The sequence below is a fragment of the Alteromonas sp. Cnat2-8 genome, from assembly GCF_022348355.1.
GTDB lineage: Bacteria > Pseudomonadota > Gammaproteobacteria > Enterobacterales > Alteromonadaceae > Alteromonas > Alteromonas macleodii.
Genome location: NZ_JAKREX010000002.1, coordinates 155,523 through 181,655 on the forward strand (window position 1 = coordinate 155,523; position 26,133 = coordinate 181,655).

24 protein-coding genes are annotated in these 26,133 nt (G+C 43.4%); 14 read left to right on the forward strand and 10 right to left on the reverse strand.

Annotation, left to right across the window (positions count from 1 at the left end; genetic code table 11):
• Positions 1–132 precede the first annotated feature (132 nt).
• From MHN00_RS04865 to MHN00_RS04885, 5 genes are all read right to left on the reverse strand, one after another.
• Entirely contained in the window at positions 133–1,314 is a 1,182-nt protein-coding gene (locus MHN00_RS04865) for a PD-(D/E)XK nuclease family protein (protein WP_239300502.1), read from the reverse strand.
• A gap of 646 nt (positions 1,315–1,960) precedes the next feature.
• Positions 1,961–3,793 carry a DUF4105 domain-containing protein gene (locus tag MHN00_RS04870; protein WP_239300504.1) on the reverse strand — a complete coding sequence of 611 codons (1,833 nt, stop codon included), beginning with the start codon at positions 3,791–3,793 and terminating at the stop codon, positions 1,961–1,963.
• 3 nt (positions 3,794–3,796) lie between these two features.
• The gene (locus tag MHN00_RS04875) at positions 3,797–4,153 is read right to left on the reverse strand and encodes a hypothetical protein (protein ID WP_014950617.1); all 357 of its coding nucleotides are present in this window, start codon (positions 4,151–4,153) and stop codon (positions 3,797–3,799) included.
• Between the two features lie 190 nt (positions 4,154–4,343).
• Complete coding sequence (locus MHN00_RS04880) at positions 4,344–4,886, reverse strand: redoxin domain-containing protein (protein WP_239300506.1); 543 nt, start codon at positions 4,884–4,886, stop codon at positions 4,344–4,346.
• Positions 4,887–4,895: 9 nt separating this feature from the next.
• Entirely contained in the window at positions 4,896–5,492 is a 597-nt protein-coding gene (locus tag MHN00_RS04885; protein ID WP_039226100.1) for an NAD(P)H-dependent oxidoreductase, read from the reverse strand.
• Positions 5,493–5,940: 448 nt separating this feature from the next.
• On the opposite strand from MHN00_RS04885, the gene MHN00_RS04890 reads away from it, so the two are divergent.
• The 3 genes from MHN00_RS04890 to MHN00_RS04900 are packed head-to-tail and all read left to right on the forward strand — an operon-like array spanning position 5,941 to position 9,699.
• Positions 5,941–7,140, forward strand: coding sequence for a hypothetical protein (locus MHN00_RS04890; RefSeq protein WP_239300508.1), 1,200 nt, complete (start codon positions 5,941–5,943; stop codon positions 7,138–7,140).
• A 26-nt stretch (positions 7,141–7,166) separates the two neighbouring features.
• Entirely contained in the window at positions 7,167–8,432 is a 1,266-nt protein-coding gene (locus tag MHN00_RS04895) for an AAA family ATPase (RefSeq protein ID WP_239300510.1), read from the forward strand.
• A complete protein-coding gene (locus MHN00_RS04900; protein ID WP_239300512.1) occupies positions 8,419–9,699 on the forward strand; it encodes an McrC family protein in 1,281 nt (426 codons plus the stop codon). The genes MHN00_RS04895 and MHN00_RS04900 overlap by 14 nt, the downstream gene beginning before the upstream one ends.
• Before the next feature lie 318 nt (positions 9,700–10,017).
• On the opposite strand, the gene MHN00_RS04905 is transcribed toward MHN00_RS04900, so the two are convergent.
• From MHN00_RS04905 to MHN00_RS04920, 4 genes are read right to left on the reverse strand one after another with little or no spacing between them, the layout of a single operon-like run.
• A complete protein-coding gene (locus tag MHN00_RS04905; protein ID WP_239300514.1) occupies positions 10,018–10,809 on the reverse strand; it encodes an alpha/beta fold hydrolase in 792 nt (263 codons plus the stop codon).
• Positions 10,810–10,818: 9 nt separating this feature from the next.
• Positions 10,819–12,021 carry a 3-oxoadipyl-CoA thiolase gene (pcaF, locus tag MHN00_RS04910; RefSeq protein ID WP_239300516.1) on the reverse strand — a complete coding sequence of 401 codons (1,203 nt, stop codon included), beginning with the start codon at positions 12,019–12,021 and terminating at the stop codon, positions 10,819–10,821.
• Entirely contained in the window at positions 12,021–12,839 is an 819-nt protein-coding gene (locus MHN00_RS04915; RefSeq protein WP_014977322.1) for a CoA-transferase subunit beta, read from the reverse strand. The genes pcaF and MHN00_RS04915 overlap by 1 nt, the downstream gene beginning before the upstream one ends.
• A gap of 2 nt (positions 12,840–12,841) precedes the next feature.
• Entirely contained in the window at positions 12,842–13,654 is an 813-nt protein-coding gene (locus MHN00_RS04920) for a CoA-transferase (protein WP_239300518.1), read from the reverse strand.
• 197 nt (positions 13,655–13,851) lie between these two features.
• Here MHN00_RS04920 and MHN00_RS04925 point away from each other — a divergent pair, with 197 nt between their 5' ends.
• Positions 13,852–14,631, forward strand: a complete 780-nt coding sequence (locus tag MHN00_RS04925; RefSeq protein ID WP_014977320.1) for an IclR family transcriptional regulator C-terminal domain-containing protein — start codon at positions 13,852–13,854, stop codon at positions 14,629–14,631.
• 6 nt (positions 14,632–14,637) lie between these two features.
• Here MHN00_RS04925 and MHN00_RS04930 read toward each other — a convergent pair whose 3' ends face one another.
• Positions 14,638–15,546: a LysR family transcriptional regulator gene (locus tag MHN00_RS04930; RefSeq protein ID WP_273071977.1), complete on the reverse strand. Its 909-nt coding sequence runs from the start codon at positions 15,544–15,546 to the stop codon at positions 14,638–14,640.
• 103 nt (positions 15,547–15,649) lie between these two features.
• Here MHN00_RS04930 and MHN00_RS04935 point away from each other — a divergent pair, with 103 nt between their 5' ends.
• From MHN00_RS04935 to MHN00_RS04980, 10 genes are all read left to right on the forward strand, one after another.
• The gene (locus MHN00_RS04935; RefSeq protein WP_044583903.1) at positions 15,650–16,765 is read left to right on the forward strand and encodes a muconate/chloromuconate family cycloisomerase; all 1,116 of its coding nucleotides are present in this window, start codon (positions 15,650–15,652) and stop codon (positions 16,763–16,765) included.
• Positions 16,766–16,774: 9 nt separating this feature from the next.
• Positions 16,775–17,053: a muconolactone Delta-isomerase family protein gene (locus MHN00_RS04940; protein WP_014977317.1), complete on the forward strand. Its 279-nt coding sequence runs from the start codon at positions 16,775–16,777 to the stop codon at positions 17,051–17,053.
• 49 nt (positions 17,054–17,102) lie between these two features.
• On the forward strand, positions 17,103–18,041 hold the full coding sequence (gene catA, locus MHN00_RS04945; protein ID WP_014977316.1) for a catechol 1,2-dioxygenase: 939 nt from the start codon (positions 17,103–17,105) through the stop codon (positions 18,039–18,041).
• 25 nt (positions 18,042–18,066) lie between these two features.
• The gene (locus tag MHN00_RS04950; protein WP_014977315.1) at positions 18,067–19,434 is read left to right on the forward strand and encodes a Rieske 2Fe-2S domain-containing protein; all 1,368 of its coding nucleotides are present in this window, start codon (positions 18,067–18,069) and stop codon (positions 19,432–19,434) included.
• Positions 19,435–19,446: 12 nt separating this feature from the next.
• Positions 19,447–19,929 (forward strand): benzoate 1,2-dioxygenase small subunit, encoded by a 483-nt coding sequence (benB, locus tag MHN00_RS04955; protein ID WP_014977314.1) that lies wholly within the window; start codon positions 19,447–19,449, stop codon positions 19,927–19,929.
• A gap of 15 nt (positions 19,930–19,944) precedes the next feature.
• Positions 19,945–20,967: a benzoate 1,2-dioxygenase electron transfer component BenC gene (gene benC / locus MHN00_RS04960; RefSeq protein ID WP_014977313.1), complete on the forward strand. Its 1,023-nt coding sequence runs from the start codon at positions 19,945–19,947 to the stop codon at positions 20,965–20,967.
• On the forward strand, positions 20,964–21,743 hold the full coding sequence (locus tag MHN00_RS04965; protein ID WP_014977312.1) for a 1,6-dihydroxycyclohexa-2,4-diene-1-carboxylate dehydrogenase: 780 nt from the start codon (positions 20,964–20,966) through the stop codon (positions 21,741–21,743). Before benC ends, MHN00_RS04965 begins: the two co-directional genes overlap by 4 nt.
• A 53-nt stretch (positions 21,744–21,796) precedes the next feature.
• A complete protein-coding gene (locus tag MHN00_RS04970; protein ID WP_239300522.1) occupies positions 21,797–23,152 on the forward strand; it encodes an MFS transporter in 1,356 nt (451 codons plus the stop codon).
• 154 nt (positions 23,153–23,306) lie between these two features.
• On the forward strand, positions 23,307–24,500 hold the full coding sequence (locus tag MHN00_RS04975) for a benzoate/H(+) symporter BenE family transporter (protein WP_014977310.1): 1,194 nt from the start codon (positions 23,307–23,309) through the stop codon (positions 24,498–24,500).
• A gap of 437 nt (positions 24,501–24,937) precedes the next feature.
• Positions 24,938–26,107: a DcaP family trimeric outer membrane transporter gene (locus tag MHN00_RS04980; RefSeq protein ID WP_014977309.1), complete on the forward strand. Its 1,170-nt coding sequence runs from the start codon at positions 24,938–24,940 to the stop codon at positions 26,105–26,107.
• The last annotated feature ends 26 nt before the right edge of the window (positions 26,108–26,133 follow it).

Here is a 26,133-nt window from a genome sequence, read left to right on the forward strand (position 1 = left end):
ATTTTCTACCTCTGGAATTTATGACGCTCTTTCGGGTTTCACATTTCATCCATTAATGCTTTAGCTTTTGAAGCCTTGTCAGGAACGCAGGCCTATAGGCCTGCTTTAGTATCTGTTTTCAAAAAGTAGACATCATCCGTCTTTACTTTTACTCAATTCTGCAAGGAAAGGTTGGAAATTCGGACAAGATAGAAGCAGCTCCTGTAATAAACTAATTGAACGAATAAATTCATTAAGCTGCTCTGGAGAATCATGTAACTCAGAGAAAAAAGCATCCATGCGCATCAAAACAGCGAAAGGGTGATAAAGGTTTACTTCGGCATTTGTATCAGCGCTCAAATTATCAATCACTTTCCACTTATTATCATGGGGCGAATAACTAACGTTCGATGCATTTAACTCGTTAATTCTTTCTGCGATCTCGCTTCTAAGCCCTTTAAAAGTAGTGCTTGATTGGAGCGAGTTATGTAACGATTTTTGAAAGTCGAAGATTAATCCGACGTGCATGTGTTTGCCCGTTATGTGTTCAAATTTATGGTCAGCACCATCAGCCAAAAAGCCGCAGAAAATACCTGGCTTCCAATCAAGCTTCTGCTCATTTCCAAAACTACAAAACTCTATTCCAATTCGACGCTCAACAGCGGAAAGTCGATCTTTTACAGTAGGTGCCAAAAATTGGGCTAAAGGCCAACGGATATGTTCAAGAGAGGCTTGCTTGATTAGCGAACGCATTTGTTCTTCTAGCTGTTTAGCTTCAAGGTAATGCGTAATAGCCAATTGATTGATAGGAGATATCTTACCCAATCCCTCTGCTTGAAGAAGCCCTTTGAAGGACTCCAAGTACCATTTGGCTGTTTCATTTTTTAAAGGCTTAATTTTACCCAATAGTTCGTGAATATCATGCCAACAAATAGCGCAGTCGGGGTTTTGTTTATGTTGATACTCTCGTGCAGTTATAAGAACAACGTAATGATAATTGAAATGTTCTTCAGCATAGGCTCTGTAATTATCGAGCTGAGAGTTACTCAACTCAGAATAGACTTTATGCTCGAAAACTATTACCACGTCGTCCCACTTAACAAGCATGTCAGGAAACTTTCCGTCAAAGTTATCTTGCGTCGAGACCTCATAACTACTGGCATTGAAAGCTTTTGGGAGCGCTGATTTTGAATTAATCTCCTCTAAGAGAGCTACCATAACCTCGCTGCTATTTTTCAATAAGTGCGCAAATGCCTCTGTTAAAAAGTTCTCTAATGGATCTGATTTATCTCTAGGTCGATACTTTCTTAAGTTTACGAGTAGGTTGTCTTCCATGCTCAGGTCTCTTCCATATTGATCGGTTTTATTTGTTTAGTTATCAAGTAACTCACAGAAAACACCATTTTCATAAGTGCTTTCACCTCGCTCGCGAATACTTATTGCAACCTAACGAAAGGAGTTAATGTATCCGGTAAATTGATTATGCGTTTGAAAGGTTAGATAAAAGTCACTAGTAGGCGATTCAAAAGACCGCATAGTGAGTATCTCTTTTCCATTTACATTTTTCGTCCTGTAATGAAAAAGTGTCGATAATGAGTTTTCTACTGCACTTATTTTTAATAATAGTGCTATCAGCAAAAATTTTAAACGTAGCACATCTCTTCTCAAAGAGAACTCGTCCACGAGGGAACATCTGATACTCAGAATTCATAAGTGTAGGAAATTCTGGAAGGTAAGCTTTCTCGGTTTCCCAAACACTTATATGGCTAAAACATGTGTCGGCAATACCCAGACTACTGTACTTTGCTTTCGACAATAATATAGACCTAGATATTAGCCTTTCATGGTAAATCCAAAAGATACCAATACGTGAATTCGATGCTGTCATTTAAGTTGTCTTAATTTAGTTTTACACCCCACTGACACTTTTCATTTTTAGAACCCTCTTTAGATGTTACGTTTCGAAAGCCCCAAAAAAATGTTAAAACCGATAACCCAACATAAAAGCTGCACTAGATTCATATTCATCGGCAACTTTCTGTATATTCACTTCAAAATCTAACGCGATGTTTTCGAAACCATATTGGTGCAAGCTAAACGATACTGCATCGATTGGCTCATCACTTCCATATTGGTTGTAGGTCCTACTTAAGTTAACCGCCAATTTACTATTCAGTTTTGTATATGCATATAGCCCAATAACGGGTTTGGCGTACACAAATGCTTCGTGCTTGTTAGCGCCTGCACCCACAATGATGTCGCTATACACCCCTAAACCTTGCATTACTTCACGTGTAAAACCTAAACCAAACTCCGATTGCACAATAAGTTTGCGTTTTCGCTCGCCGGTTAGCACGCGATTTATTCCAATGTTAAATGATGATGACCAGTTGCTTATATTTTGTGTAACAGGTACCCGCGACACCATTTGGTAAAGCATGGCCTTGTCCACATAGATATCACCTAAGTTGCTTTGCTCTAAGCCAACTCTGAACTCAACGTCGGCCAAGATAAGCTCGGTTTCACCAATCATGCTCCTGTTATCGTCGGCTAGCCTTCTTGCAACAGGAAAAGCACGAAACGCCATGAACGAACGGCTGTCTTGATGAGTGAAACCGGCAGCAACATAACCCTCTTGCTGGCGAGAGGAAGGAACGGGGAGCTCAGACACGTCTAAAGAAAGGTGTTTATATTTAGCGTCAAACGCTGCAATTTCAGCGGAGTTCTTTTGATATTTCTGTTCTGAAATTGTTTGTGCTGACCTAAAGTACTGATTAAGCGCCAGTGCGTATTTGGTTTCAACAAACGAAAGTGATAATGAATCTAGCTGAGCGCGAGCTAAATGCGAAGATATGGCAGACGCGCGTTTACTCCCGATGCTTTCTTCTAACGTCGTTATTTCCCACTTATTTGAAGGTACGAATTGGGTTGAAGCAACGAGAGAGTTTGCTTGTGCAAACTTAACAACATCAAGAGGGGTTAGCCAGCTTGCAACCTGATTTAGATGAGCAGGACGAGCAATATTTACCAACAACTGAGTTACGGTCGCACAGTTGAATATATGAAAAAAATAAGCGGGGCTCTGCTGTCCCAATTCCCATATGTAGTCTTGCACAAAGTGGCGCTGTTGTTCGTTGAAATCTAGCGTATATCGCCAAATGTTTCTTTGCTCTTCATAGAGATAAAACTGCTCAAATTCTTGGTAAGGAGCAACCTTAAATACGCCTTCTTTTCCTGTCATCAATGTTTCGTACATGATGTGAGGAACGTTTAAAGAGTCTAATTCTGTAAAAAACGTAATACCGTGCTTAACGGGAATGCCTTTATCGTTAGTTCCATCTAGACGAAGCATAATATGCCCCATCATAGAGCTAGCAGATGTAACATTTTCTGAGGCGTAAATTAGCATGATACTATCGGCCGGAACACTTTCTACAAATTTGCGATATTCTGCGCAGTGCTCGGTAGGGGTAATAGATTCAAATTCGGGTATGAAGCGCTTGAGCAACCGTAAACGGGCAGGGTAGTTGCAAATATTTTGGGTATTACGCTGAAAAAGGTCAACGGTAGCTTGCGCTTCGGCTAACGGGCTGACGAACGACTTTGATATATAAATAGAGGTGTCGTTAGTTATTGGCTTCCCATTTTTTAGTTGTAACAATAGGTGCCACAATGGGTTGTTAGCTATTTGCTGTAACGTTGTGCTATCAACTTTCGAGTAGCTAGTTTGAGTAACGTCACTGGCCGTGGAATTAGCTGCGAAAATCAAAAAAAAGGAAGCAAGAATGCTTCCTTTTAGAATTCGTGTAAACATAACTTATTTACAAGGTACGCTTACTGAATCTTGGTATTTCCACATTTTGTCTGAGCCGTAATCGGTAGATGAACCGAATACACCGCCACTAAGAATGTTGATGAAAAACGCAGATTCAACTTCTTTGTTCAGGTTAACGTCGGTACATTTTGCATCGTCAGCAACTAGCACTTTATCTTTGTTCTCTTTCTTAACAGTAACCACGCCAGGCACTGTTTGAGACATGCCGTCAACAGTAACTGTAGTCGTTTCACCGCTAGTTGTTGTAACGTTTATTTTGTGTGTTTCTTCGGTAAGAATGGTGGCACAACCTGAGGTAAGAATAAGGCTTGCAGCAGCTAGTCCAATTATTTTTTTCATTATATTTCCCTTTCTGATTTTGAATGTCGAATTTTCGACGAGCGTTAATATAATGTTTACGCTATAAAAATCAAATAAAGATTGTTTCTAAATTGGTCTGCTGGTGGGAAAGGGTAAATATAAGTAAGCGTATGCGCCGAGATAATAAAGTTAGTGCCAAGTAGCCCTGACACTAACTTCATAAGTGCGCTTATTTGTGCATACCGCGAATAGGGTAGTTGTTATCAGGATTACGAATCCAGCCCAAACCACTTACTAATGTCTCTAACTCAGGTCTAACAAATGGGTTGTTAGAAATATCAGCGACGTGCACACTACCTTCATTGTTCACAACAAACAGCGCGGGTTCAGAAAACGGGTGATCAGTTTCTTGAGGCGACCTTGGATCAGAGATATAAACGCCTAATTCCTCCATTTGCTCCACCGTTAAGCCGTACGCAATAGGAAAGTTAATGTCCAACCTAGGCAGGTGACTTTCCAGCTGCGCTTTACTGTCGCCAGACACTGCAATAAGGTCTACGCTAGTTTCGGCAAGGTGACCCCTAACACTTTCAAGTTGATTGAGGTATCGAGTGCAAAGTGGGCAATGTTGCCCTCGGTAAATTACCACCATTTTCCAGTCAAGACCGTTCTCAGGTGTCGCTAACTTTTTAGTGTCGCCATTTAACAGCTTTGCCGAAATATCTGGAAAAGCAGAACCCGCATGTAACTTATTGGTGTATTCAGTACTCATGATAATTCCTTAAAAATGCTTGTGAATGTGAGCTTCAAAACGTTTGAAATCGTTTTCCACATCGGCGTTTTTCATCACGTCAAAGCTTGCGAAAGTTTCCATTGGCTTCATGCCAAAGAACTTAAAATTCATATGCATTGGAAACAGTAAATCGTCTACAGATTTACCCTCAAAAAACTCTTCGTTGTCGTTGAATGACTCTTCTGGTGCATTGAAGGTTAAAGACATCATGTATTTAACATTGGTAAGCGTACCGCCTGTGCCGTAGTTTTTCTTCGGTGATTCGGCAACGCGACCATCGCCAGCACATAAGGCGCCACCCATGCCCGCAGTGTAAACTTCGTCCATGTATTTTTTGAATGACCATGGCACACCCATCCAATTGATTGGTGCCTGTAGAAGAACGATGTCAGCCCACTGATGATGGGCCAACTGTTCTTCAACGTTGTGTTCTTCGGCCATTGTCACTACGCGAGTGTTATAGCCTTTAGCTTCAAGCAGCGTTACTGCTTTATCGACGAAAGATGCGTTTAGCTTGCCTTCCGAGAAAGGGTAATACTGGTGTGCATTAATAATTAGTACATTGCCTGTCTTTGTTGTGGTCATCTCAGAACTCCAAAAAAATTGAATAAAGCTTATTGCTTACTGGTAGTTTATTTTAGTGACCTTTAAACTTTAAACAACTAGTGGTGTTTTGGTAACTATGTTGGGGACTAACGGAATATTGTATAAATTTATTTTGAATCAATTGGTTAAGTGATTAAAGAAAGTGGGTTGCCGTTATAGTACTACTGCGTTAAATAACAAAGAGTCATTCGTTTAAGGAGATTGAGAGATTTAAGGGTGATCATAAGACTGGATCCTTTAGCCATAGAAGAGAGAGCCGAAAAAGTTCTAGAACAACGCTTTAAAGAATGGGAAGCTGGATATAAGAAATGCGGCTGTATATAGATTAAAAAGTAGCTTGCAATAGAATAAGCTGAAAGCACTGCATTGCTATGTTCAAAGAAACGAAGTTAGTATGTTGCAATTAAAATAGGGACTTTTCTCAGTAATGGAAATTTCATTAGAAGAACAAAAAAGCCTACTAAACCAATTCCTCGAGCGCTGGCCAGTTGAAAAGATTAACCAGTTGACGTTAGAAGAATATATTGATGTAGATAATTATGACACTTTTGCCTATTGGTTAGAGCATAAAACGCGTGAATTAGGATCGATCAGAGGAGGTGATGCTTCTAAATTTGGAATTTATAAGCGAAAACAACCGCCCAAAGGTAACAGGAAGCACATCTCTCATGGAGAGCTTTATTCTTGGGTTAGCCGGTTTGGTAATTCAGAAGAAGACGCTTTTGAAAACGTAAAAGCTAAATTAATCGATATTATTCGACTAGTAGGGGCTGATGATCTTGAAGGTATTGATAATATTGATTTGGGGGATACACTCAAATGGAAAGTTGCTTTTCTTTATCAAAATCAGGGAACCCCAGCCCTCTTAAATATATTCAAACTTGAATCGTTACGACAGATAAGTAATAAACCCAAAGCAACTTTTCCAGAAGCATATCGATTACTGATGGCTGAGCGTGGAAGCAAAAACGTTATCGAATATGGCTTTGACGTGTATAAGCAGCATAAAGCAATGTTACTCCTTGACGATGACGATGACGTTGATGACGAAAAGCATTATCAAACAAGTAAATCTTCCGCAGCGCTTAATACAATTCTTTATGGGCCACCAGGAACGGGAAAAACTTATTCCACAATAAGCAAAGCAATTGAGATCATTGAACCAAAGTTCTGGGCCACAAATATAAAAAACAGAGCTGCTTTAAAACAGCGATTTGATGAGCTTGTAAAATCTAATCGAATAAATTTTGTTACTTTTCACCAGAGCTTTAGCTACGAAGATTTTGTTGAAGGCATCAAAGCTAATACCGATGAAAATGGCAAAATAAGCTATGACATAGAAGAAGGTATTTTTAAGCAAATGTGCGATGCTGCGTCGTCGCGTGTTGTGACTGAAGAGAGTGATCTCTCTATCGATGTCTCAAGTCGGAACGTTTGGAAAATGTCCTTAGGCAACACCCAAGGTGAGGATGCATATGTTTATGATCATTGTATTGAACATAATTATATCGCTTTAGGTTATGGCGGTACGATAGACTTTTCGGGAGCAGATTCCAGAAAAGAGATTACTAAACTATACCGTGATGCTGGCTTTACGATAGAAACGAAAGCTACGATTACAACGTAACTTCTATCAACTACTTTAAAAACCATATGAATGTTGGCGATTTAGTCATTGTTTCAGATGGAAACCAAAAGTTTAGAGCCATAGCTGAAGTGACTAGTGAATATTACTTCGAAGAAAATGAAACTGGTCACTATTGCCAGCTAAGAAAAGTTCGATGGTTAAAAGTTTATTCCCCGTCTCTACCAACAAGTGAGCTATTCAGTAAAAATCTTTCGCAGCAAACTATTTATAGTTTAAAGCCACCAACTCTGGATTTAACAAAACTACAGGCTTTACTGACCGGGGGCGAAGCAAAAGGTAGTTTAGCGGTTGGATCGAACATCTCTGGGTACGCAGTTACGTCGATAAGTAGTGAAGTCATTGAGTTTAAGAAACCTAATGGCTCTCGGTTACCGTTACCAATGAGTATTATTAATGAGCTCGTTGACTTGGTGAAAAATGGTAAAAGTACTACTGAAGACATAAAAAATAAGACGTTATTCGACAAAGTAGAAATGAACTTAGAGAAATACCTAGTTAATGGTTACAGCAATTTATTGGCTCAACTAGTTGCTTACATTATTGATAATGGACTTTCTTTTGGTGATCGGGTGTCCAGTGACAATAGGGTACTGATTATCGACGAAATTAATCGAGGGAATATAGCCAACATTTTTGGTGAGTTAATTACTTTGATTAAGCCGAGTAAAAGAGCAGGTGAACCAGATGCTTTATCTGTGACTCTTCCGTATACCAAAAAGCCATTTAGTGTGCCTTCAAACCTCTATCTACTCGGAACAATGAATACAGCTGACAAGTCGTTAGCTCAGGTAGACATTGCACTTCGGCGGCGGTTTGAATTTGTTGAAATGATGCCTGACTATGAGCTACTAAAATCAATCCCCAAAATTCAGGGAATTGATATTTCGCGCCTAGCTAAAGCAATTAATCAACGAATCGAATTGTTGTTCGATCGCGAGCACACTATAGGACACAGTTTCTTTCTTCCTCTTATTAGTGAGCCGACTATTGAGAAGTTAGGGGAAATATTTGAACTTCAAATCTTGCCTCTATTGGAAGAGTATTTCTTTGAAGACTGGGAAAGGGTTGGGCAAGTGTTAGGAGACCATCTCAAAGCCGCAAGTAATAAAGCTGAAAGCGATAATAGATTCATTATCGAGAAATATTCTACGAGCGAAATTGCAGAACTAATGGGAAGTGAGTGGGAGCCCAATGGGGTGCAAGCGTTTGTAAGAAATGATTATGCTTTGACCAATCCAGATGCCTATATAGCGTGTTATGAACCACGTTAAATCTTTTGTTCAGGTTAAGGAATATGGATTACTGGTAGAAGCCGGTAACAACGCTATACCTGATCATGCAGAAGTATCGACTTCGGCGTTTAATTGGTTGATGAGTAACGGCTTAAGCATAGCTGGTAGAGAGCTTGTTCGTGTAAAGCGAATGGGTAAGAAGCTCGCGTTGCAAGTTGTTAACTTTGTCGGTGTACTTGACACTCCGTGCGGTACACGTATAGAGATTCTGCCGAAAATCTACAGTGACCAAACGTCAATAGAGGCCTCAAGAAAAACGCTACTGAAAATGTTGGCAGCTGTTGAAAACTTAAAGCTAGAGCAATTCAATAATGCCCATCTTCAAGTGGTAAATCAGCCATTAATTGAAGTGCTGATTTCACAGTTTTTGTCACAGGTTTCTCTTCTACTAAAAAAAGGTTTGCGTAGTGAATATCAACGTGTTGATGCTCAAAGAAGCTTTTTGAAAGGACGGTTGAACACAGTCAAACAGATGCGACAACGGCCTGGAAGAGATCATATCTTTCAAATTTCCTACGATACTTTTTCTGTTAATAGAGCTGAAAACAGGCTTATTTTGTCTGCTGTTAATACTGTTTCGAGATGGACAAGAAGTTCACAAAATCAGCGTCTAGCGAGAGAACTTATCTTTGCCTTTGATGGTGTGAATAAATCAAATAACCACAATGAAGATTTTAAGCGTTGGTCGAAGGACAGAAATCTAACTCACTATCGAAATTTAGAATCCTGGTGCAAATTAATACTTTTCAACGAGTCTCCGCTTACCATGTCTGGCAATACGGAGGGGGTATCATTTTTGTTTCCTATGGAAGTCTTGTTTGAGCGATATGTAGAGAAGAAACTAAGCAAATTATTACCGAGTCGGTTCTCAGTAAAAGGCCAAATAAAAGGAGAGTCACTCACAAGCCATAATGGACAGAATTGGTTCAACTTGCGCCCAGATATCGCTATTTATGACAATGGTGAGATAGCTGTTATTGCTGATACTAAGTGGAAGATAATTAACGAAAATCTTAATACATCGAAAGACAAATATTATCTAGCACAATCAGATATGTATCAGTTATTCGCTTACGGTGAGAAGTATCTCAAAGGGCAGGGCTCTCTAGTGCTTATTTATCCTAAAAATGAAAATTTTCTTGAATCTCTTCCATCATTTGAATTTAAACCAGGTTTACTTTTACACGTAGTCCCTTACGATCTAGACAAAGATGAGCTCCGAATAAACGCGCCTATACTTTTTTAACGACATTTCGATAACAAGTAGCGTAAAAAATCGTGAGACATGAATCGCTAACTAAAGAATAACTATGCTAATAGAGGGAACTGCACTGGAGTAGTAGTTGTTCGAGTAGGCTATTTAGCAGAAGAAATTTAATTTTTGAATCAAAGTTACTCCATACCCGTAATATTACGAATAGAACTAGGGCTAAATTGCGTACCTCAACGTATACCTTTGTTCGGTGCACGGTTATACACAGGGCAAACTCTCAATATAAGATTTTCTAATTTACATTGCTCTTTAGTTACTAGCCGCGCGCTCTGTTCCAAACATTTAAAAGCATTAGATATCTCTCTTTGAAAAGTGCTCCTTTATCAAAGAAGTAAACTCGCGACAAGCTTCAACAGAAGGTACATGTCCAGTTTGTTTTAATTCAGTCACAGGTGCACTAAGGGTTTCTCCCAATGCTTGTAATGATGAAGTGGGTGTAGCGACATCATCTTCACCTGCAATAAGCAAAATAGGTGCACCATTAGGTTTAAGCTGTGTATGTGTGTCTCTTTCGCCTAACCACGCACACAATAAACCGTAAGAGTGATCGTCAACGTTCGCGAGTGATCCTTCCCATTGAGACAGTAACGTGGGGAAACGTTTAGTACTAATCGGGCTAAACCATCTTGGAACTAAGCTGGCTGCGAGGGTTTCAAGCCCTTGCTGAGTCACATTTTTCTGGCGCTCCAGCCATGCTTCAGTGGAACCTATTTTCATACCAGTATTAGTTAACATGGTGCTTAACAAGCGTTCTGGATGGGAAATTAATAGCTGTTGCCCCAACATTCCGCCAATTGACGTGCCCATGAAATGAAACTTATCTATACCTAGAGAGCTACATAGGGTTAATAAGTCGTCAACTAACTGTGATTCGCCAAGGCTTTTCGTATTGGCGGGGAACGCTACACTGTCACCATGTCCAGGTAGGTCATACCGCAAAATACTGAAGTTCACCATTAAGTCTGGTACCAAGTAGTCCCATACACGCATATTCATACCCAATGGGTGAGCTAGCACTAAAACAGGTTTGTGCTTAGTCTCAATGAACTGGTAGTGAATACCTTGCTCTGAAATTGTCGCCATGTTGAGTTCCTAAATGCGTTTTAGCAGTGTCGCTATACCTTGGCCAACACCAATACACATACTGCATAGTGCATAATCGGCCGAGGTTTGTTCAAATTGTAATGCGGCGGTATGCAGCAGGCGTGTCCCCGACATACCGAGTGGATGGCCAAGTGCGATGGCGCCGCCATTGGGGTTCACTCTTGGATCATCTGCACTAAGTCCAAGTTCCTGCATACAGGCTAATGCTTGCGCTGCAAATGCTTCATTAAGTTCAATAGTGCCAATATCGTCTAGGGTCAACTTTTGTTTTGCAAGCAATTTATTAATTGCAGGTACTGGGCCTATACCCATGATAGTGGGTTCAACGCCAGCGGTAGCCATCCCTTTAATTTGAGCAACAGGCGTTAAGTTATAGCGTTCAACGGCTGCTTCACTTGCTACAAGCATGGCAGATGCGCCATCGTTAATGCCCGATGCATTACCTGCGGTAACCGAGCCATTTTCACGAAACGGAGCTTTTAGTTTTGCCAATGCCTCTAATGTAGTTTGAGGGCGTATGTGTTCATCTTTGTCGATGACGATGGCATCGCCTCTTCTAGGCTGAAAGGTCACAGGAGTTATTTCTTTAGCAAAACGGCCAGACGCTTGGGCTGCAGCCGCTTTTTGCTGAGATTGATACGCAAAGTTGTCTTGTGCTTCTCGGCTAATCGAGAATTTCGCTGCTACATTTTCTGCAGTCTCAGGCATGGTTTCAGTGCCGTACTGCTGCTTTAACGCAGGGTTAATGAAGCGCCAACCCATGGTGGTATCTTCAAGTATTTGTGAGCGGTCAAATCCGCTTTGGGCTTTGCCCATCACAAATGGAGCTCGCGACATAGACTCAACGCCGCCAGCAAGAATAAGGTCTGCTTCACCTGCTGCAATAGAACGGTAAGCAAGGCCAATGGCATCCATACCAGAGCCACACAAACGATTAATTGTGGTGGCTGGTACCGAAAATGGCACGCCTGCAAGTAACGTGGCCATTCTAGCAACGTTTCGGTTGTCTTCACCGGCTTGGTTGGCACAGCCGAAAAACGCATCATCAATGCTTTCTGCTGGTAGTTGAGGGCACTGCGCCAGTACTGTACGAATAACTTGTGCAAGCAAATCATCAGGGCGAATGTTGGCTAGCCCACCAGCATAACGTCCAATGGCAGAGCGGTTGGGGTTACATAAATAAACGTTCATTACGCAGTCTCCGTTTGGCTGTGCGCCGCTTCAGTAACGCGCTTTAGTTCTCTTAATACTTCGATTTCGCTGCTGGTGGGTTCGTCAGTGGTTTGAAGTGTGTCAGCAAAGCGAATGTCCCAGCCACTGGCATCAATTACCTGTTGCTTTGTAACGCCTGGGTGCAAACTCACTACAATAAGTTCGTTGGTTTCATCTTCTGGCTTTAATATACAAAGGTCAGAAATCACCAAAGTTGGGCCTTTACCCAGCGTAGATTTGCCTTTGCGGCCTTGACCGTCTCGACCAAAACCCAATGTGGTAATGAAGTCGACATTTTTAACAAAAGTGCGCTTTGAATGCCTTACGGTGATGATCACTTCTTTGGCATTGGTTGAAATTTCTGGTGCTCCGCCACCGCCAGGAAGGCGAACTTTAGGGTTGGCATAACTATGGGCGCCATCAGGGCCACTGTCTTTGTGCGATGCAGCGATAACTGTGGTGTTAATGTTGCCGTATCGGTCTACTTGTGCGGTGCCAAGGAAGCCCACATCAATATGACCACCTTGCAGCCAATAACGGAACATTTCGGGAACCGAAACGGTGGTAAGTGCCGACTCGCAAAGTTCGCCATCACCAATAGATAAGGGCAGAACCTGCGGTTTGGTTTCTATGGTACCTGACTCGTAAATAAGTGTTATGTCAGGGGCATGAGTAAGGCGTGCTAGGTTCGCTGCAGCACTTGGTAAGCCAATGCCCACAAAACAAGTCGAATTGTTATTCAGGGCACGGGCAGCGGTAATCGTCATCATTTCGTCTGAAGTATATTGTTCGGTCATGATTATTCTCCTGCTTGAAATACTTCTTCATCTAGCCACTTTAAAAATGGCTCGCGCTCTCGGCTTATGCTGTCCCACCTCTTGTAGTAACTGTTGTCGCGCGGGTAGTAACCATGTGTATAAGACGGTTTAGCGCCAAACGGTACGGTGGCAATGGCGTTGATAGTCCAAGCGGGAAGTACACAGCTATTTGGACTTGCTTCCAAGTCGTCCACAATTTCTTCGACGGTGACGATGCTGTAGCGAGAAGAGAGCACAACTTCCTTTTGAACCCCCAAAATACCTTCAATGAGTACGTTTCCTGCGCGGTCTGCTTTTTGCGCATGGACTATGCCCACATCGGGTTTAATAGATGGCACCGCTGCAAGCGCTTCGCCAGTAAATGGGCAAGTAACGGTTTTGATGTTGGGGTTCACGTGCTGCAGATCACTACCTACATAACCTCTGAATACCGCCATGGGTAAGCCCGATGCGCCCGCTTCATAAGCATTCGCCATTGCTGCGTGACTGTGCTCTTCAATTTCAAGCGGAGCCGGATAGCCGTGCTCAATGGCGTCACGTACGCGGTGTAAAGAACCTACACCTGGGTTTCCTCCCCATGAAAACACAAGTTTGCTCACACACCCAGCACCGACTAGCTGATCGTAGATAAGATCAGGGGTCATTCTTACCAATGTGAGATTGCGGCGTCCTTGGCGAATAATTTCATGCCCTGCGGCGAAAGGAATAAGGTGAGTAAATCCCTCTAATGCAACGATGTCGCCGTTCTTAACGCCATCTTCAATAGCTTTTGAAAGTGTTGTAAATAGTGTCATAATAAAAGTTCGTAATACGAATGTTGATTCATAATGCGAACAAATTAATAATTTTGATTGTTTAGGTCAAGTAATAAATGTTAAAAAATTGCTAGGACGATCAGTCAAACCAATTTATGTTGCTGAATTCATAAGAGAACTGGCACTTCGTTAAACAATAAGAAATAATTCGCAAGAACCAACAAGAGACAAAGTGCATGAGTGAAGAAAAAATACCGTCAACCCATCGCGATTACATAAGCGCGCTTGCTACCGGACTAGAGGTGTTAGGGGCGTTTGATGGTCAAAACAAAGAGATGACCTTATCGCAAGTAGCTGAAAAAATGGGAATTGATAGGGCTAAAGCCCGTCGGTTTTTGCTTACATTGCATTCTCTTGGCTATATCCGTCGCGAGGGGCGACTCTTCGCCTTGGCACCTAAAGTGCTGTCGTTAGGGCAAGCTTATACCAGCAGCAATGGTTATATAGCAGTGGTTGAGCATTATCTTAAATCGATTACCGCAGAATTAGGGGAGTCGGCGTCTCTTGGGAAGTTAGATGGACAGTCAGTTGTGTACGTGGCGCGTTCTCCGGCATCACATCGTCTTATGTCGATTAACATAACAACGGGCACTCGACTGCCTGCACCGTATACGTCAATGGGACGAGTACTTGCAGCACATCTTGACGCTTCAGAGTTAACAGCATGGGTGAATGAAGCACAGTTACACCCACACACTGAGAAGAGTATTACCACTGCACAGGCGTTAGAACAGGAACTGATTAAGGTTAAGCAACAAGGTTTTAGTATTGTTGATCAAGAGCTTGAAGCAGGGTTGCGCTCGGTTGCTGTACCTGTATTTAGTGGCAAAGGTGAATTGCTGGGGGCGATGAACTTAAGTACCAATGCATTAAGGGTGAGCTTAGAGACCATCACCGAGCATTGTATTCCAGTACTTAAGCATGCTGCTGAACAAATAAAACAAGATCTGCGCTAACCCCTTTTAGGGGTAGCGACCTTCTATTCGGTTTTGCACCAACTCATCTAATATCACCATGGCCGCAGCCATAATGTCATCTTCGGCTTCCTCACGTTTACTGAGAAACACCGGGCTGTTTATGCCGTCGTCTTTAAGCCGAACAAACGCTACACCATCTCTATTCATGCGCATCACTTGTTCAGGCACAAGGGTGAAGCCCATATCTGAGGCAACAAGACCCAGTGCAGTACCTATATCATTAACTTGTTGGGCAACTCTGACTCTCAACCCGCGACTGGCAAACAGATCCAAACAGATGTTAGCGAACGTTGGAGGCTTACCACCTGGGTAAGTAATTAACGGCAGTGTTGCGAGCTCTGCCATATCAACATCGTCATTAGCAAGTGGATGATGGATAGGTAGAGCGGCAAGGATAGGCTCGCTGAACAACAACTTCTGTGTCACATCGGCTTCTAGTGATGGCATCACAACCCGACCAAAACCCATATCAATTTTACCTGACTTGAGAGCTTCTATTTGTTCACCAGTTTTCATTTCGTGCAGTTCAACATCCACTTTGTGCTGCTGTCTTAATCGCCTAACAAGCTGAGGAAGTTGCCCGTAAAAAATGGATGGAACAAAGCCAATTCTGAAAATTCGCTTTTTTCCTGCATCAATTCGCCGACTTTCTTCAACACATGAAGCTAACTTTTCAAGTATGAGTTGAGCCTGTTTCCAGAAGTATTCGCCAGCGGGGGTTAGGGTAATGCCACGGGCTTCTCGCTGAATGAGTTGAACGCCAATCTCTTCCTCTAACTGTTTGATTTGTCTTGTTAAAGGTGGCTGGGCCATGAATATCTTTTCGGCCGCTCTGGTCATGTTCTTTTCTTCCGCTACCGCACAAAAGTAGCGTAAATGCCTTAACTCCACCATACCTCCTAGGTATCGATACTAACTAAATCAATATTGGTTGTTAACAAAAAATATTTGTAGGTTACACGCAGACATTTACTGGCAACACAAAATTAACATTTTCATGATATCACAAATTCAAACTTACATTGTCGATATTCCTACGATACGACCACACAAATTGTCCATGACATCTATGGCGGTTCAGTCGATGGTTATCGTAAGAATTACCGACGACAACGGCCTTGAAGGTATTGGCGAAGGTACAACAATAGGTGGTCTTGCGTACGGCGCTGAGAGCCCAGAAAGTATCAAAACCAACATTGATACTTATTTAGCACCTTATTTGATTGGACAGTCAGTTGCCAGCCCTAAAGCATTAATTAACAAGTTACAACTTGCTTTTAGAGGCAACCCTATTGCCAAGTCTGCGGTGCAAACGGCCCTGCTTGATTTACTTGGTAAACAACTTGGCGTGCCAGTTTCAACCTTACTCGGTGGTTCTTGCAATAATCATTTGTCTTGTCTTTGGGTATTGGCCTCAGGCAATACCGAAAAAGACATTGAAGAAGCGAAAGGCCTGGTAGCCGAAAAGCGCCATAACATTTTCAAACTGAAAATCGGCTCTCGTTCGGTACGTGACGATGTAGCGCATGTGGGCAAGATCAAAGCAGCGTTAGGCGATGACGTAAGCATTCGGGTTGATGTTAATCAAGCGTGGAGCGAGTCTCAAGCTACTTATGGTATGGCTGCACTACAAGAAGCCGGTATTGATTTAGTAGAGCAACCGACTCCTGCAAAAGATTTTGCCAGCCTTGTCCGTCTGTCTAAGAAATTTAACATCGGCATTTTGGCTGATGAATCTATTGCTGATAGCACAGATACCCTTTTGTTGGCTCAGCAAGGCTTCACAGGCTCAGTGGCCCTTAAGATAGGCAAAGCAGGCGGACTGTTTGGTGCACTTGATGTGGCTGCTGTGTGCAACGCGGCAGGTATTGGGCTATATGGCGGTACGCTGCTCGAAGGCACTGTGGGTACCACTGCCGCGTTACATGCATGGTCGACTCTACCTGTTATTGAATTTGGAACAGAGATGTTTGGCCCACTTCTGCAGTGCGATGACATCGTTAAATCCCCTCTAAATTATCACAACTTTGGCGTTGAAGTTCCTACGACAGCCGGGCTAGGGCTCGAAATCGATGAGGACAAATTACGCCAATACACCCGCAAGGCGAAGTAAGGAGCAAATATGTTATTCAAAGTTGAAATGACTGTGATACCGCCAGCACATCTGAGCGAAGAAGAATTTAATGCAATTAAGTTGAAAGAAAAAAACTATGCCGAAGGACTGCAGGAAGAAGGCATTTGGGTACACCTTTGGCGAGTGGCTGGTCAATACGCCAATGTGAGCATATTTGAGGTGAAGGATAACCAGCATTTACACGACGTACTAATGGGCTTACCGCTGTATCCCTTTATGACGATGAGTGTGACGCCTTTGTGTCAGCACCCTTCATCAATCAAATAAAAGACTAACAGGCAAAAACTCGCTGCATTGCAGCGCGGAGACTAAGACTATGACTACTATCAATACTTTACAAACTGAACATGTTCAAACGTTACTTAAGCGTGCCGCTGGCCTAGACAACGACAAAGGCAATCCTCGCACTAAAGAAATTATGCACCGCTTGCTAACTGACGTGTTTAAGATGATTGAAGACCTCGACATTACACAAGAAGAGTTTTGGCAAGGCGTTAACTACCTAAATGAATTAGGTGCTAATGGCGAAGCCGTGCTGCTTGCTCCAGGTTTAGGTTTTGATCATTTTCTTGATGTTCGTGAAGACGCCAAAGACGCTGCTATTGGTGAGCTAGGCGGTACTCCACGTACTATTGAAGGTCCGTTGTATGTCGAAGGCGCGCCTACAAGTGAAGGCGAAGCAAGAATGGATGATGGTCAGTCTCCTGGCCAAGAAATGTGGCTACACGGTCAGGTTGTTGATGAAGAAGGCAACCCGATTGCAGGCGCAGTCGTTGATATCTGGCATGCAGACGTGAAAGGTGCTTACTCACATTTTGATCCTTCTCAAACTCCGTTTAATTTACGTCGCCGCATCATAGCTGATGAGCAAGGCTGTTATCGCGCACGCAGTATTGTACCTAGCGGCTACGGTTGCCCTCCAGGTGGTTCAACGATGAAAGTGCTAGAAAGCCTTGGCCGTCATGGTAATCGCCCAGCACATATTCACTACTTTGTAGCCAAAGACGGCTTTAAGCACCTTACTACGCAAATTAACTTAGCCGGTGATGAATACACCTATGACGATTTTGCTTTCGCAACGCGTGACGAATTGGTTGTTGAAGCAAAAAGTGTATCTGAGCCAGAGCAAATTGAAGCCATGGGCTTCAAAGACAACTACCTTGATGTGGAATTCAACATCACATTAATGGCAACGAAGAACGACGAGAAGCAAGACAAGCATGCTCGTGCCCGTGCAACTGTGGAGCAGGCGTAAGCCTGCTAACTTCGGGAGATAAATTATGTCAGCAACATTGAATCAACTAGAACAGAAGATCCGTGGTGCCGTTGAGGCCGATGAAGAGACGGGGCATTATCGCTGTGACCGTGGGATCTTTACCGACAAAGACTTGTTTGACTTAGAAATTAAACACATCTTTGAAGGCAACTGGGTATTTTTGGCACATGAAAGCCAAATTCCCGAAATCGGTGACTATTACACTACTACAATTGGTCGCCAGCCGGTTGTTATTACGCGCAACAAAGACGGCGACCTAAATGCCATTTTAAATACGTGCTCGCACCGCGGTGCCACACTGTGTCGTCGTAAGCGCGGTAACAAAACGTCTTTTACTTGCCCCTTCCACGGTTGGACATTTAACAACTCAGGCAAGCTTTTAAAAGCGCGTGATCAGAAGAAAGGTGGTTACCCTGAGTCGTTCAACACAGATGGCTCTCATGACCTTAAGCACATTGCACGTTTCGAATCCTATCGCGGCTTTTTGTTCGGTAGTTTGAATGCCGATGTATTTCCGTTGGAGCAATATTTAGGTGAAACCACGAAGGTTATCGACAACATTGTGGATCAAGACCCAGAAGGTATCGAAGTGATTCGTGGTACTTCAACGTACACCTACGAAGGAAACTGGAAGCTAACTGCTGAAAACGGCGCCGATGGCTATCATGTTGGAACCGTTCACTGGAACTACTTATCAACGATGAGTCACCGCAACTATGAGGACGGCGGGACTGAAGCGGTTGATGCAAAAAGCTGGTCGGGCGAAGGTGGTTTCTATTCTTTTGAAAACGGTCATATGATGTTATGGACTCGTTTAACAAATCCAGCAGCACGTCCTATCTATAATCAACTTGGACGCCTAAAACAAGAAGTTGGTGAGGCAAGAGCTGACACCATTGTGAATCAAACGCGCAATTTGTGTTTGTACCCTAACGTTTACGTGATGGACCAATTTTCAACGCAAATTCGCGTACTTCGACCTATTTCTGTGAATAAGACGGAAGTGTCTATTTACTGCTTCGCGCCTAAGAGTGAATCTGCTGAAAATCGTCAAAAGCGCCTTCGTCAATATGAAGATTTCTTTAACGTATCTGGCATGGGAACACCGGATGATCTAGAAGAGTTCAGAGGTTGTCAGCAGGGCTACGAAGCGCGTGATATGCGATGGAATGATATGAGTCGCGGTGCTGCTCATTGGATGGAAGGCCCAGACGACTATGCCAAAGGCGTTGGTATGGACACTATAGCTTCAGGTGTCAAACCAGAAGACGAAGGGTTATATGTTCATCACCACAAACACTGGATTGAAGAAATGTTAAATGCGATTGAGCTAGAAAGAGCCAGTCATATTCCAGTTATACAAAAAGATTAAGAGGTGGAAGCTATGACTTATCACGAAATTCAGACCTTTGTATTTCGCGAGGCGCGGTTACTTGACGACCGTCAATGGGATGACTGGCTAATGTGTTATCACCCAAAGTGCGAATATTGGATGCCAGCATGGGATGATGATGATCAATTAACCAACGATCCTCATAAAGAAATTTCACTCATTTATTACCCCAATCGCAATGGTTTGGAAGACAGAGTATACCGCATCAAGACTGAGCGTTCTGGCGCGAGTATGCCTGAGCCGAGAACCACGCATCAATGTAGTAATTTAGAAGTACTGAACCAAGACGAGACAACAGCGGAAATCCGCTACAACTTCAATACGCTAAGCCATCGCTATCGCGAGACATCACACTTTTTTGGAACTGTGTTTTGTTCGTTGGATATCAGTGGCGAAACGCCAGTTATTACGCGTAAAAAAGTGATTTTGAATAATGATTACATCAATCAGGTTATTGATGTATATCACCTGTAAAGGCGGAGAATTATTATGTCTTTCAAAGTAGCTCTTAATTTCGAAGACGGTGTAACGCGTGTTATCGAGTGTAATGATGGCGAGACAGTACTCGACGCCGCCTATCGCCATCAAGTGAAACTGCCAATGGACTGCTCTGATGGTGTTTGTGGAACCTGTAAAGGTAGCTGCAAGCAAGGTACTTACGAATTAGGTGATGAATATATCGATGAAGCGTTAACCGACGATGAAGCTGCTGATGGGCTAATTCTTACCTGTCAGATGCAACCTCAATCAGATGTGGTGATTTCTATTCCTGCATCCTCTTCACTCTGCGCATCAGGCCCGCAAAGCATTACAAGCACCATTACCAGTGTAAATGCATTGTCAGATACCACCATTGAATTAAATGTCGCTTTGTCTGCGCCACTTGATTTCTTGCCTGGTCAATATATTAACTTGGGGCTGCCAAACTCAGATGAGACCCGAGCGTATTCATTTAGCTCTTGCCCGGGAAGCAAAGATGCAAGCTTCCTTATCCGCAATGTGCCTAATGGCCTAATGAGTACTTACTTGAGCAAAGACGCAAGTGCTGGAGATGTGCTTCCCGTAACCGGTCCACTAGGTAGCTTTTACTTGCGCGCAGTAGAGCGCCCAGTACTTATGCTAGCAGGCGGAACAGGGCTTGCACCTATTCTTTCTATGCTTGCGTCGCTTGTGCAGGCTCCAACAAGTCAACCTGTGTATTTACTCTACGGTGTGACTAATGTGGATGACTTGGTGAAGCTTGAAGCCTTACAAGAATATGCCGAGGCATTAGACAACTTTAGCTACGCCACTGTCGTCGTTAACCCAGATAGCGCACATGAGAAGTTGGGTTTTGTTACTGATCATATGGAAAGTGTTCCATTTGCACTTGCTGATGCCGATGCATATTTATGTGGACCTCCGCCGATGGTTGATGCCGTGCGTCAATACTTTAAAGATGCGGGCACAAATCCATATTCGTTCCACTACGAAAAATTTAACCCCAGCCAGCCTAAAGAGGAAGCCGCATGAGTTTGCGCTTCGATGAGCAGGTCATCGTAGTTACTGGCGCAGCGCAAGGCATTGGCCTTCGCGTTGCACAACGAGCCTCTATTGAGGGAGCTAAGTTGGTATTGGTTGACCGCTCAGCGCATGTTCAACAGATTGCCCAGTCACTCAATGAAAACGGTGCGGATGTTATTGCTGTAGAGGCTGATTTAGAAACCTATGAAGGTGCGCTTAATGCTATGAATACGGCATCGGCGCATTTTGGGCGAATCGATAAGCTTATCAATAATGTGGGGGGGACCATTTGGGCCAAACCCTACGAGCATTATCAAGCTGACGAAATTGAAAAAGAAGTTCGTCGCTCGTTGTTCCCCACGTTGTGGTGTTGTCGCGCAGTATTACCGGCCATGTTAGACAACGGAAAAGGCGCCATAGTGAACGTGTCTTCGGTTGCAACTCGTGGTGTAAACCGCGCGCCTTATGCCGCGGCAAAAGGGGGCGTGAATGCACTGACAGTGTCACTTGCCTTTGAGTACGCGCAGCACAATATTCGTGTGAATGCCACGGCACCAGGTGGAACCGACGCGCCTCAGCGCATTATTCCGCGCAACGAGTCTACACAAAGTGAGCAGGAAAAAATTTGGTATCAGCAAATTGTCGATCAGACCATTGATACCAGTTTTATGTCTCGTTACGGCACCCTAGATGAACAGGCATCTGCCATTTTGTATTTAGCTTCAGATGAAGCCAGCTATATTACAGGAACTATTTTGCCTGTTGCTGGTGGAGATTGTGGGTAAAAAACAAGAATAAAAAGCCGCTTTTAAGCGGCTTTCTTTATGAGAAAAGAGTTATGAGTAATGCATTAACCGCATTAATAAACAATGCAAAATTTAACCGCTTTCATTTGCGCACGTTACTGCTGTGCGCACTGATTATTATATTCGACGGCTACGACTTAGTTGTGTACGGCGTAGTGCTACCTGTATTAATGGAACAGTGGTCATTAACACCTGTACAGGCAGGCGCGTTGGGTAGCTATGCGTTATTTGGAATGATGATTGGGGCAATTGTTTTTGGACAATTGGCAGATCGCATCGGGCGTCGCTTGTCTATTGCTATCTGTATTGCACTGTTTAGTGGTTTTACCTTCATCAATGCTTTTGCGTCCAATGTGACCGAGTTTGGTATATGCCGCTTTATTGCCGGGCTAGGCATTGGTGGAGTTATGCCTAATGTAGTTGCGCTTATGAACGAGTATTCGCCTAAAAAAATGCGCGGAACTCTGGTGGCCATTATGTTTAGTGGCTATTCTGTCGGTGGTATGATGGCGGCTTGGTTAGGCATGCAAATGATTCCACAGTGGGGGTGGCAATCGGTTTTCTATGTGGCTATTTTACCCCTCGTGTTACTTCCTTTAATTCTTGCCTTTCTACCTGAATCACTGGCGTTTCTCATTCGTCAGGGAAAAAGAGACACCGCCAAGAAAATCATCTCGCGAATTGCACCTTCAAATACAGATGTGCCTCTCAAGGGCGAGGAAGACGATAGTGTAGTAGCACCAAGCCATTTTGGCGTTAAGCAACTCTTTAACGGTCAAAATGCGTTGCCTTCTATTTTGTTGTGGTGTGCGTTCTTTTGCTGCTTACTGATGGTATACGCATTAACGTCTTGGTTACCTAAACTGATGAATAATGCAGGGTTCTCGTTGGGGTCTAGTTTACAATTCTTACTAGTGCTTAACGTTGGTGCTATTGCTGGTGCTATTTATGGCGGGTGGCTTGGCGATCGTTCTAATTTGCCTAAAGTACTCACCTTCTTCTTTATTGCTGCTGCGGTATCAATCACCCTTATGGGCTTAGATATACCAAGCTTTGTGCGCTATTTGGCTATTGCTGTGGCGGGTGCTGCAACAATAGGTAGTCAAATACTCTTATATGCCTGTGCAGCGCAGTACTATCCGTTACACATTCGTTCTACCGGCCTTGGTTGGGCATCGGGGATTGGCAGAAACGGCGCTATCGTAGGACCCTTACTGGGTGGCTATTTATTGTCAGAACAGCTTGAACTACACCTTAATTTCATGGTGTTTGCTATTCCAGGCATTATTTGTGCGCTTGCCATGGGGATATTTTATTTTCACCAACATCGCGCCAGTAGCGCAAAACATATAAGCGATGTACAACCTAACGTTGTTGAAAACGCTTAATTTACAAAGCGTGTAACATCACTGTTTACTCGTTCTGTTATACCTACTACACGCATCTCAAACGGAAATATGTAGTTTAAGTAAACCGCGTTCCCAAGCTGTGCTATTCGCAGGCAATTTCTTGCGGGTAGCACGGCAACCAATGGAGTGACTTATGCAAAATCAGCCTACTTTCATTTCTTTTCCACCGTTAAAAGACTGGTCGTTGTCTGCCGCAGTAGCGGGGATCCTTGCTTCGACAATGGGCTATGCAGGTCCACTGGTTATCTTGTTTCAAGTTGCCGAATCGGCGAATTTGAGCAGTGAGGTACTGACTTCTTGGATTTGGGGGATGTCTATTGCTAGCGGTTTACTATGTGGTTGGTTTAGCTTGCGCTATCGCATGCCCTTGCTTTTTGCATGGAATGCACCGGGTTCTGCCTTGCTCGTCACCTTAGTGCCGGGTATGCCGTGGAGCGATGTGATAGGCGCGTACATTATGTCTGGTGGCATTTTGTTGTTATTGGGAGTAACAGGGGCATTTGAGCGACTAGTGAACCGATTGCCTTTGGCCTTAGCTGCGGCATTGTTGGCAGGAATACTGGTTAACTTCTCTCTGGATCTCTTCTCTAAAATGACACAAGCGCCTTTACTGGGGCTAGTGATGTTCGCAGGCTATATTTTATTGCGTCACTTGCTGCCGCGTTACGCCATCATGCTTACCGTTGCTATTGGGGTAGGGGTACTGGCCTTAAACTATGACTTGTCATTTCAACAAGTTGACTGGCAAATATCAACACCCAATTGGTACATGCCTAGCTTCTCACTCACTGCATTATTTAGTATTTCAATACCGCTTATGCTAGTTGCTGTGAGCGGCCAATTTATTACTGGTATCGCCATACTAAAGCAAGACAAGTATTCACCACCGTCAAATCAGATTGTTGCAGGTAGTGGGCTTATGAGTATCTTGTTTGCGCCAACGGCATGTCATGGGGTGAATTTATCTGCAATAACCGCTGCCATTTGCACTGGCCCAGATGCCAACCCCGACCCTAAAAAACGCTATTTTGGCCCTGCTGTCGCCATGCTGTGGTACATTATGTTTGGGCTATTTAGTGCCGCGCTAGTGAGTGTGATTCAAGCGTTTCCTGCTGCGTTTATCGCAATGGTGGCCGGTATTGCACTTTTGGGGGCGCTGGAAGGGTCACTTTCTACAGCATTAAGCCAACCTGCAGATCGAGAAGCGGCGTTGTGTACCTTTCTTATTACCGCATCGGATTTGTCGTTATTAGGGCTTTCCTCCGCGTTTTGGGGGCTAGTCATTGGCGGCACTATCATTGTTGTTCAGCGCTATCTTAAAAAGTAACACCAGCAACAAAAGTAACACCGCTCCCAAGCAATTTGGACCCGCCTAATGGCGGGTTTTTTATTTATTTTTTTTTCCTTTATGTTTGCTCATTTTTAATTATTGGTGAATTAATTTATAAATAATGAACAAGTTGTGGCGTGTAATTTTTGTCTATAAGAGCTATCAATGCTCTTCCAAATCTGCTTGTAATTATCAATTAATAACAATGGTTTATATGTTTTTCAATGCATTGTTGTTCAACCTATATACCGCAAAGCCATACCCGTTAAGTATTGCGAGCCACTCATTTGGTATTGGTTTGTGATTTATCTTCACAGTAAGTTCCCTGTTTAGAAACAATTGCATAACACAAAATTTACAAAGATGGGTTGCCTTAACGTCAGTTGTTTCTGTTTATCACACACATGCTTGGCACATTTACAACGGAGAACTGAATGAATACTTTAAAACAAAAAACACTCATCAAGCCCCTACTTGCCTCGTCACTATCGGTTGGTTTAGCGCTTGCTAATGGCGCAGAGGCAGCGAACCTAGCTGACACCGAGGTGAAATTCTCTGGTTATATCAAAGTTGACGCAATGTATAGCGACTACTCAAACGGTGAAGGTGTTGGCCCTGGACGTGATATTTACGTACCGTCTTTGGTACAAACGGGCGCCACAGACGATGGGCTAGGTGGCCGATTTGATGCGCACGCGAAACAGTCTCGTTTCAGATTTACTACCAATACGCCAGTAGACGGTGAAGACGTCATAACCGGTGTGTTTGAATTTGACTTTCTATTGACATCTGGTGGTGATGAGCGAGTGAGCAACTCCTATACGCCACGTATGCGACATGCTTACTTGAAATACAACAACTGGCTAATTGGTCAAACTTGGTCAACTATCATGGACCTAGGCGCTTTGGTTGAATCAGTAGATTTTATTGGTACAACAGACGGTGTGGCTTTTACTCGTCAACCACAAATTCGTTATTCAAATAACGGTTTTGAAGTGGCGCTGGAAAACCCTGAGACAACCGTTGGCACTACCACTACCGCGCAAATTACGACAGATGACAATTCTGTACCTGATCTCATTGGTACTTATACGATGAAAGCCAGCTGGGGTCATGTGAAAGTGGGCGGTATCTTGCGTCAGCTTGCTTATGAAACACAAGGCGAAGATTACTCAGACACGGGTATTGCACTATCGCTTTCATCGCGCATTAACTTGAGCAATGGCGATGATATTCGCATTCAAGTAGCTAGTGGTTCGGGCTTAGGTCGTTATGTTGGCGTAAATGCTGCCAATGGTGCCTTCCTAGACGATGAAGGTAACTTTGATGCCATTGATGCAACCGCGGTTACTGTAGCTTATCGCCACTTGTGGAGCGAAAGCGCTCGTACCAATCTTATCTTCTCTTCATTAGATGTAGACACCGTCGAAGGCATGGTGGGCTCGCGCACACATGACGTTTACAGCACGCGCATTAACTACATCTACAACATTACTAAGCCGCTATCGGTTGGCTTGGAATATACCTACGCAAAGCGTGAAACTGTTGACGGTTTCGACGGCGATATGAGCCGCGTTCAAGCAATGGCGAAATACGCTTTTTAACATTCACCTACCACAATACGAGTAAC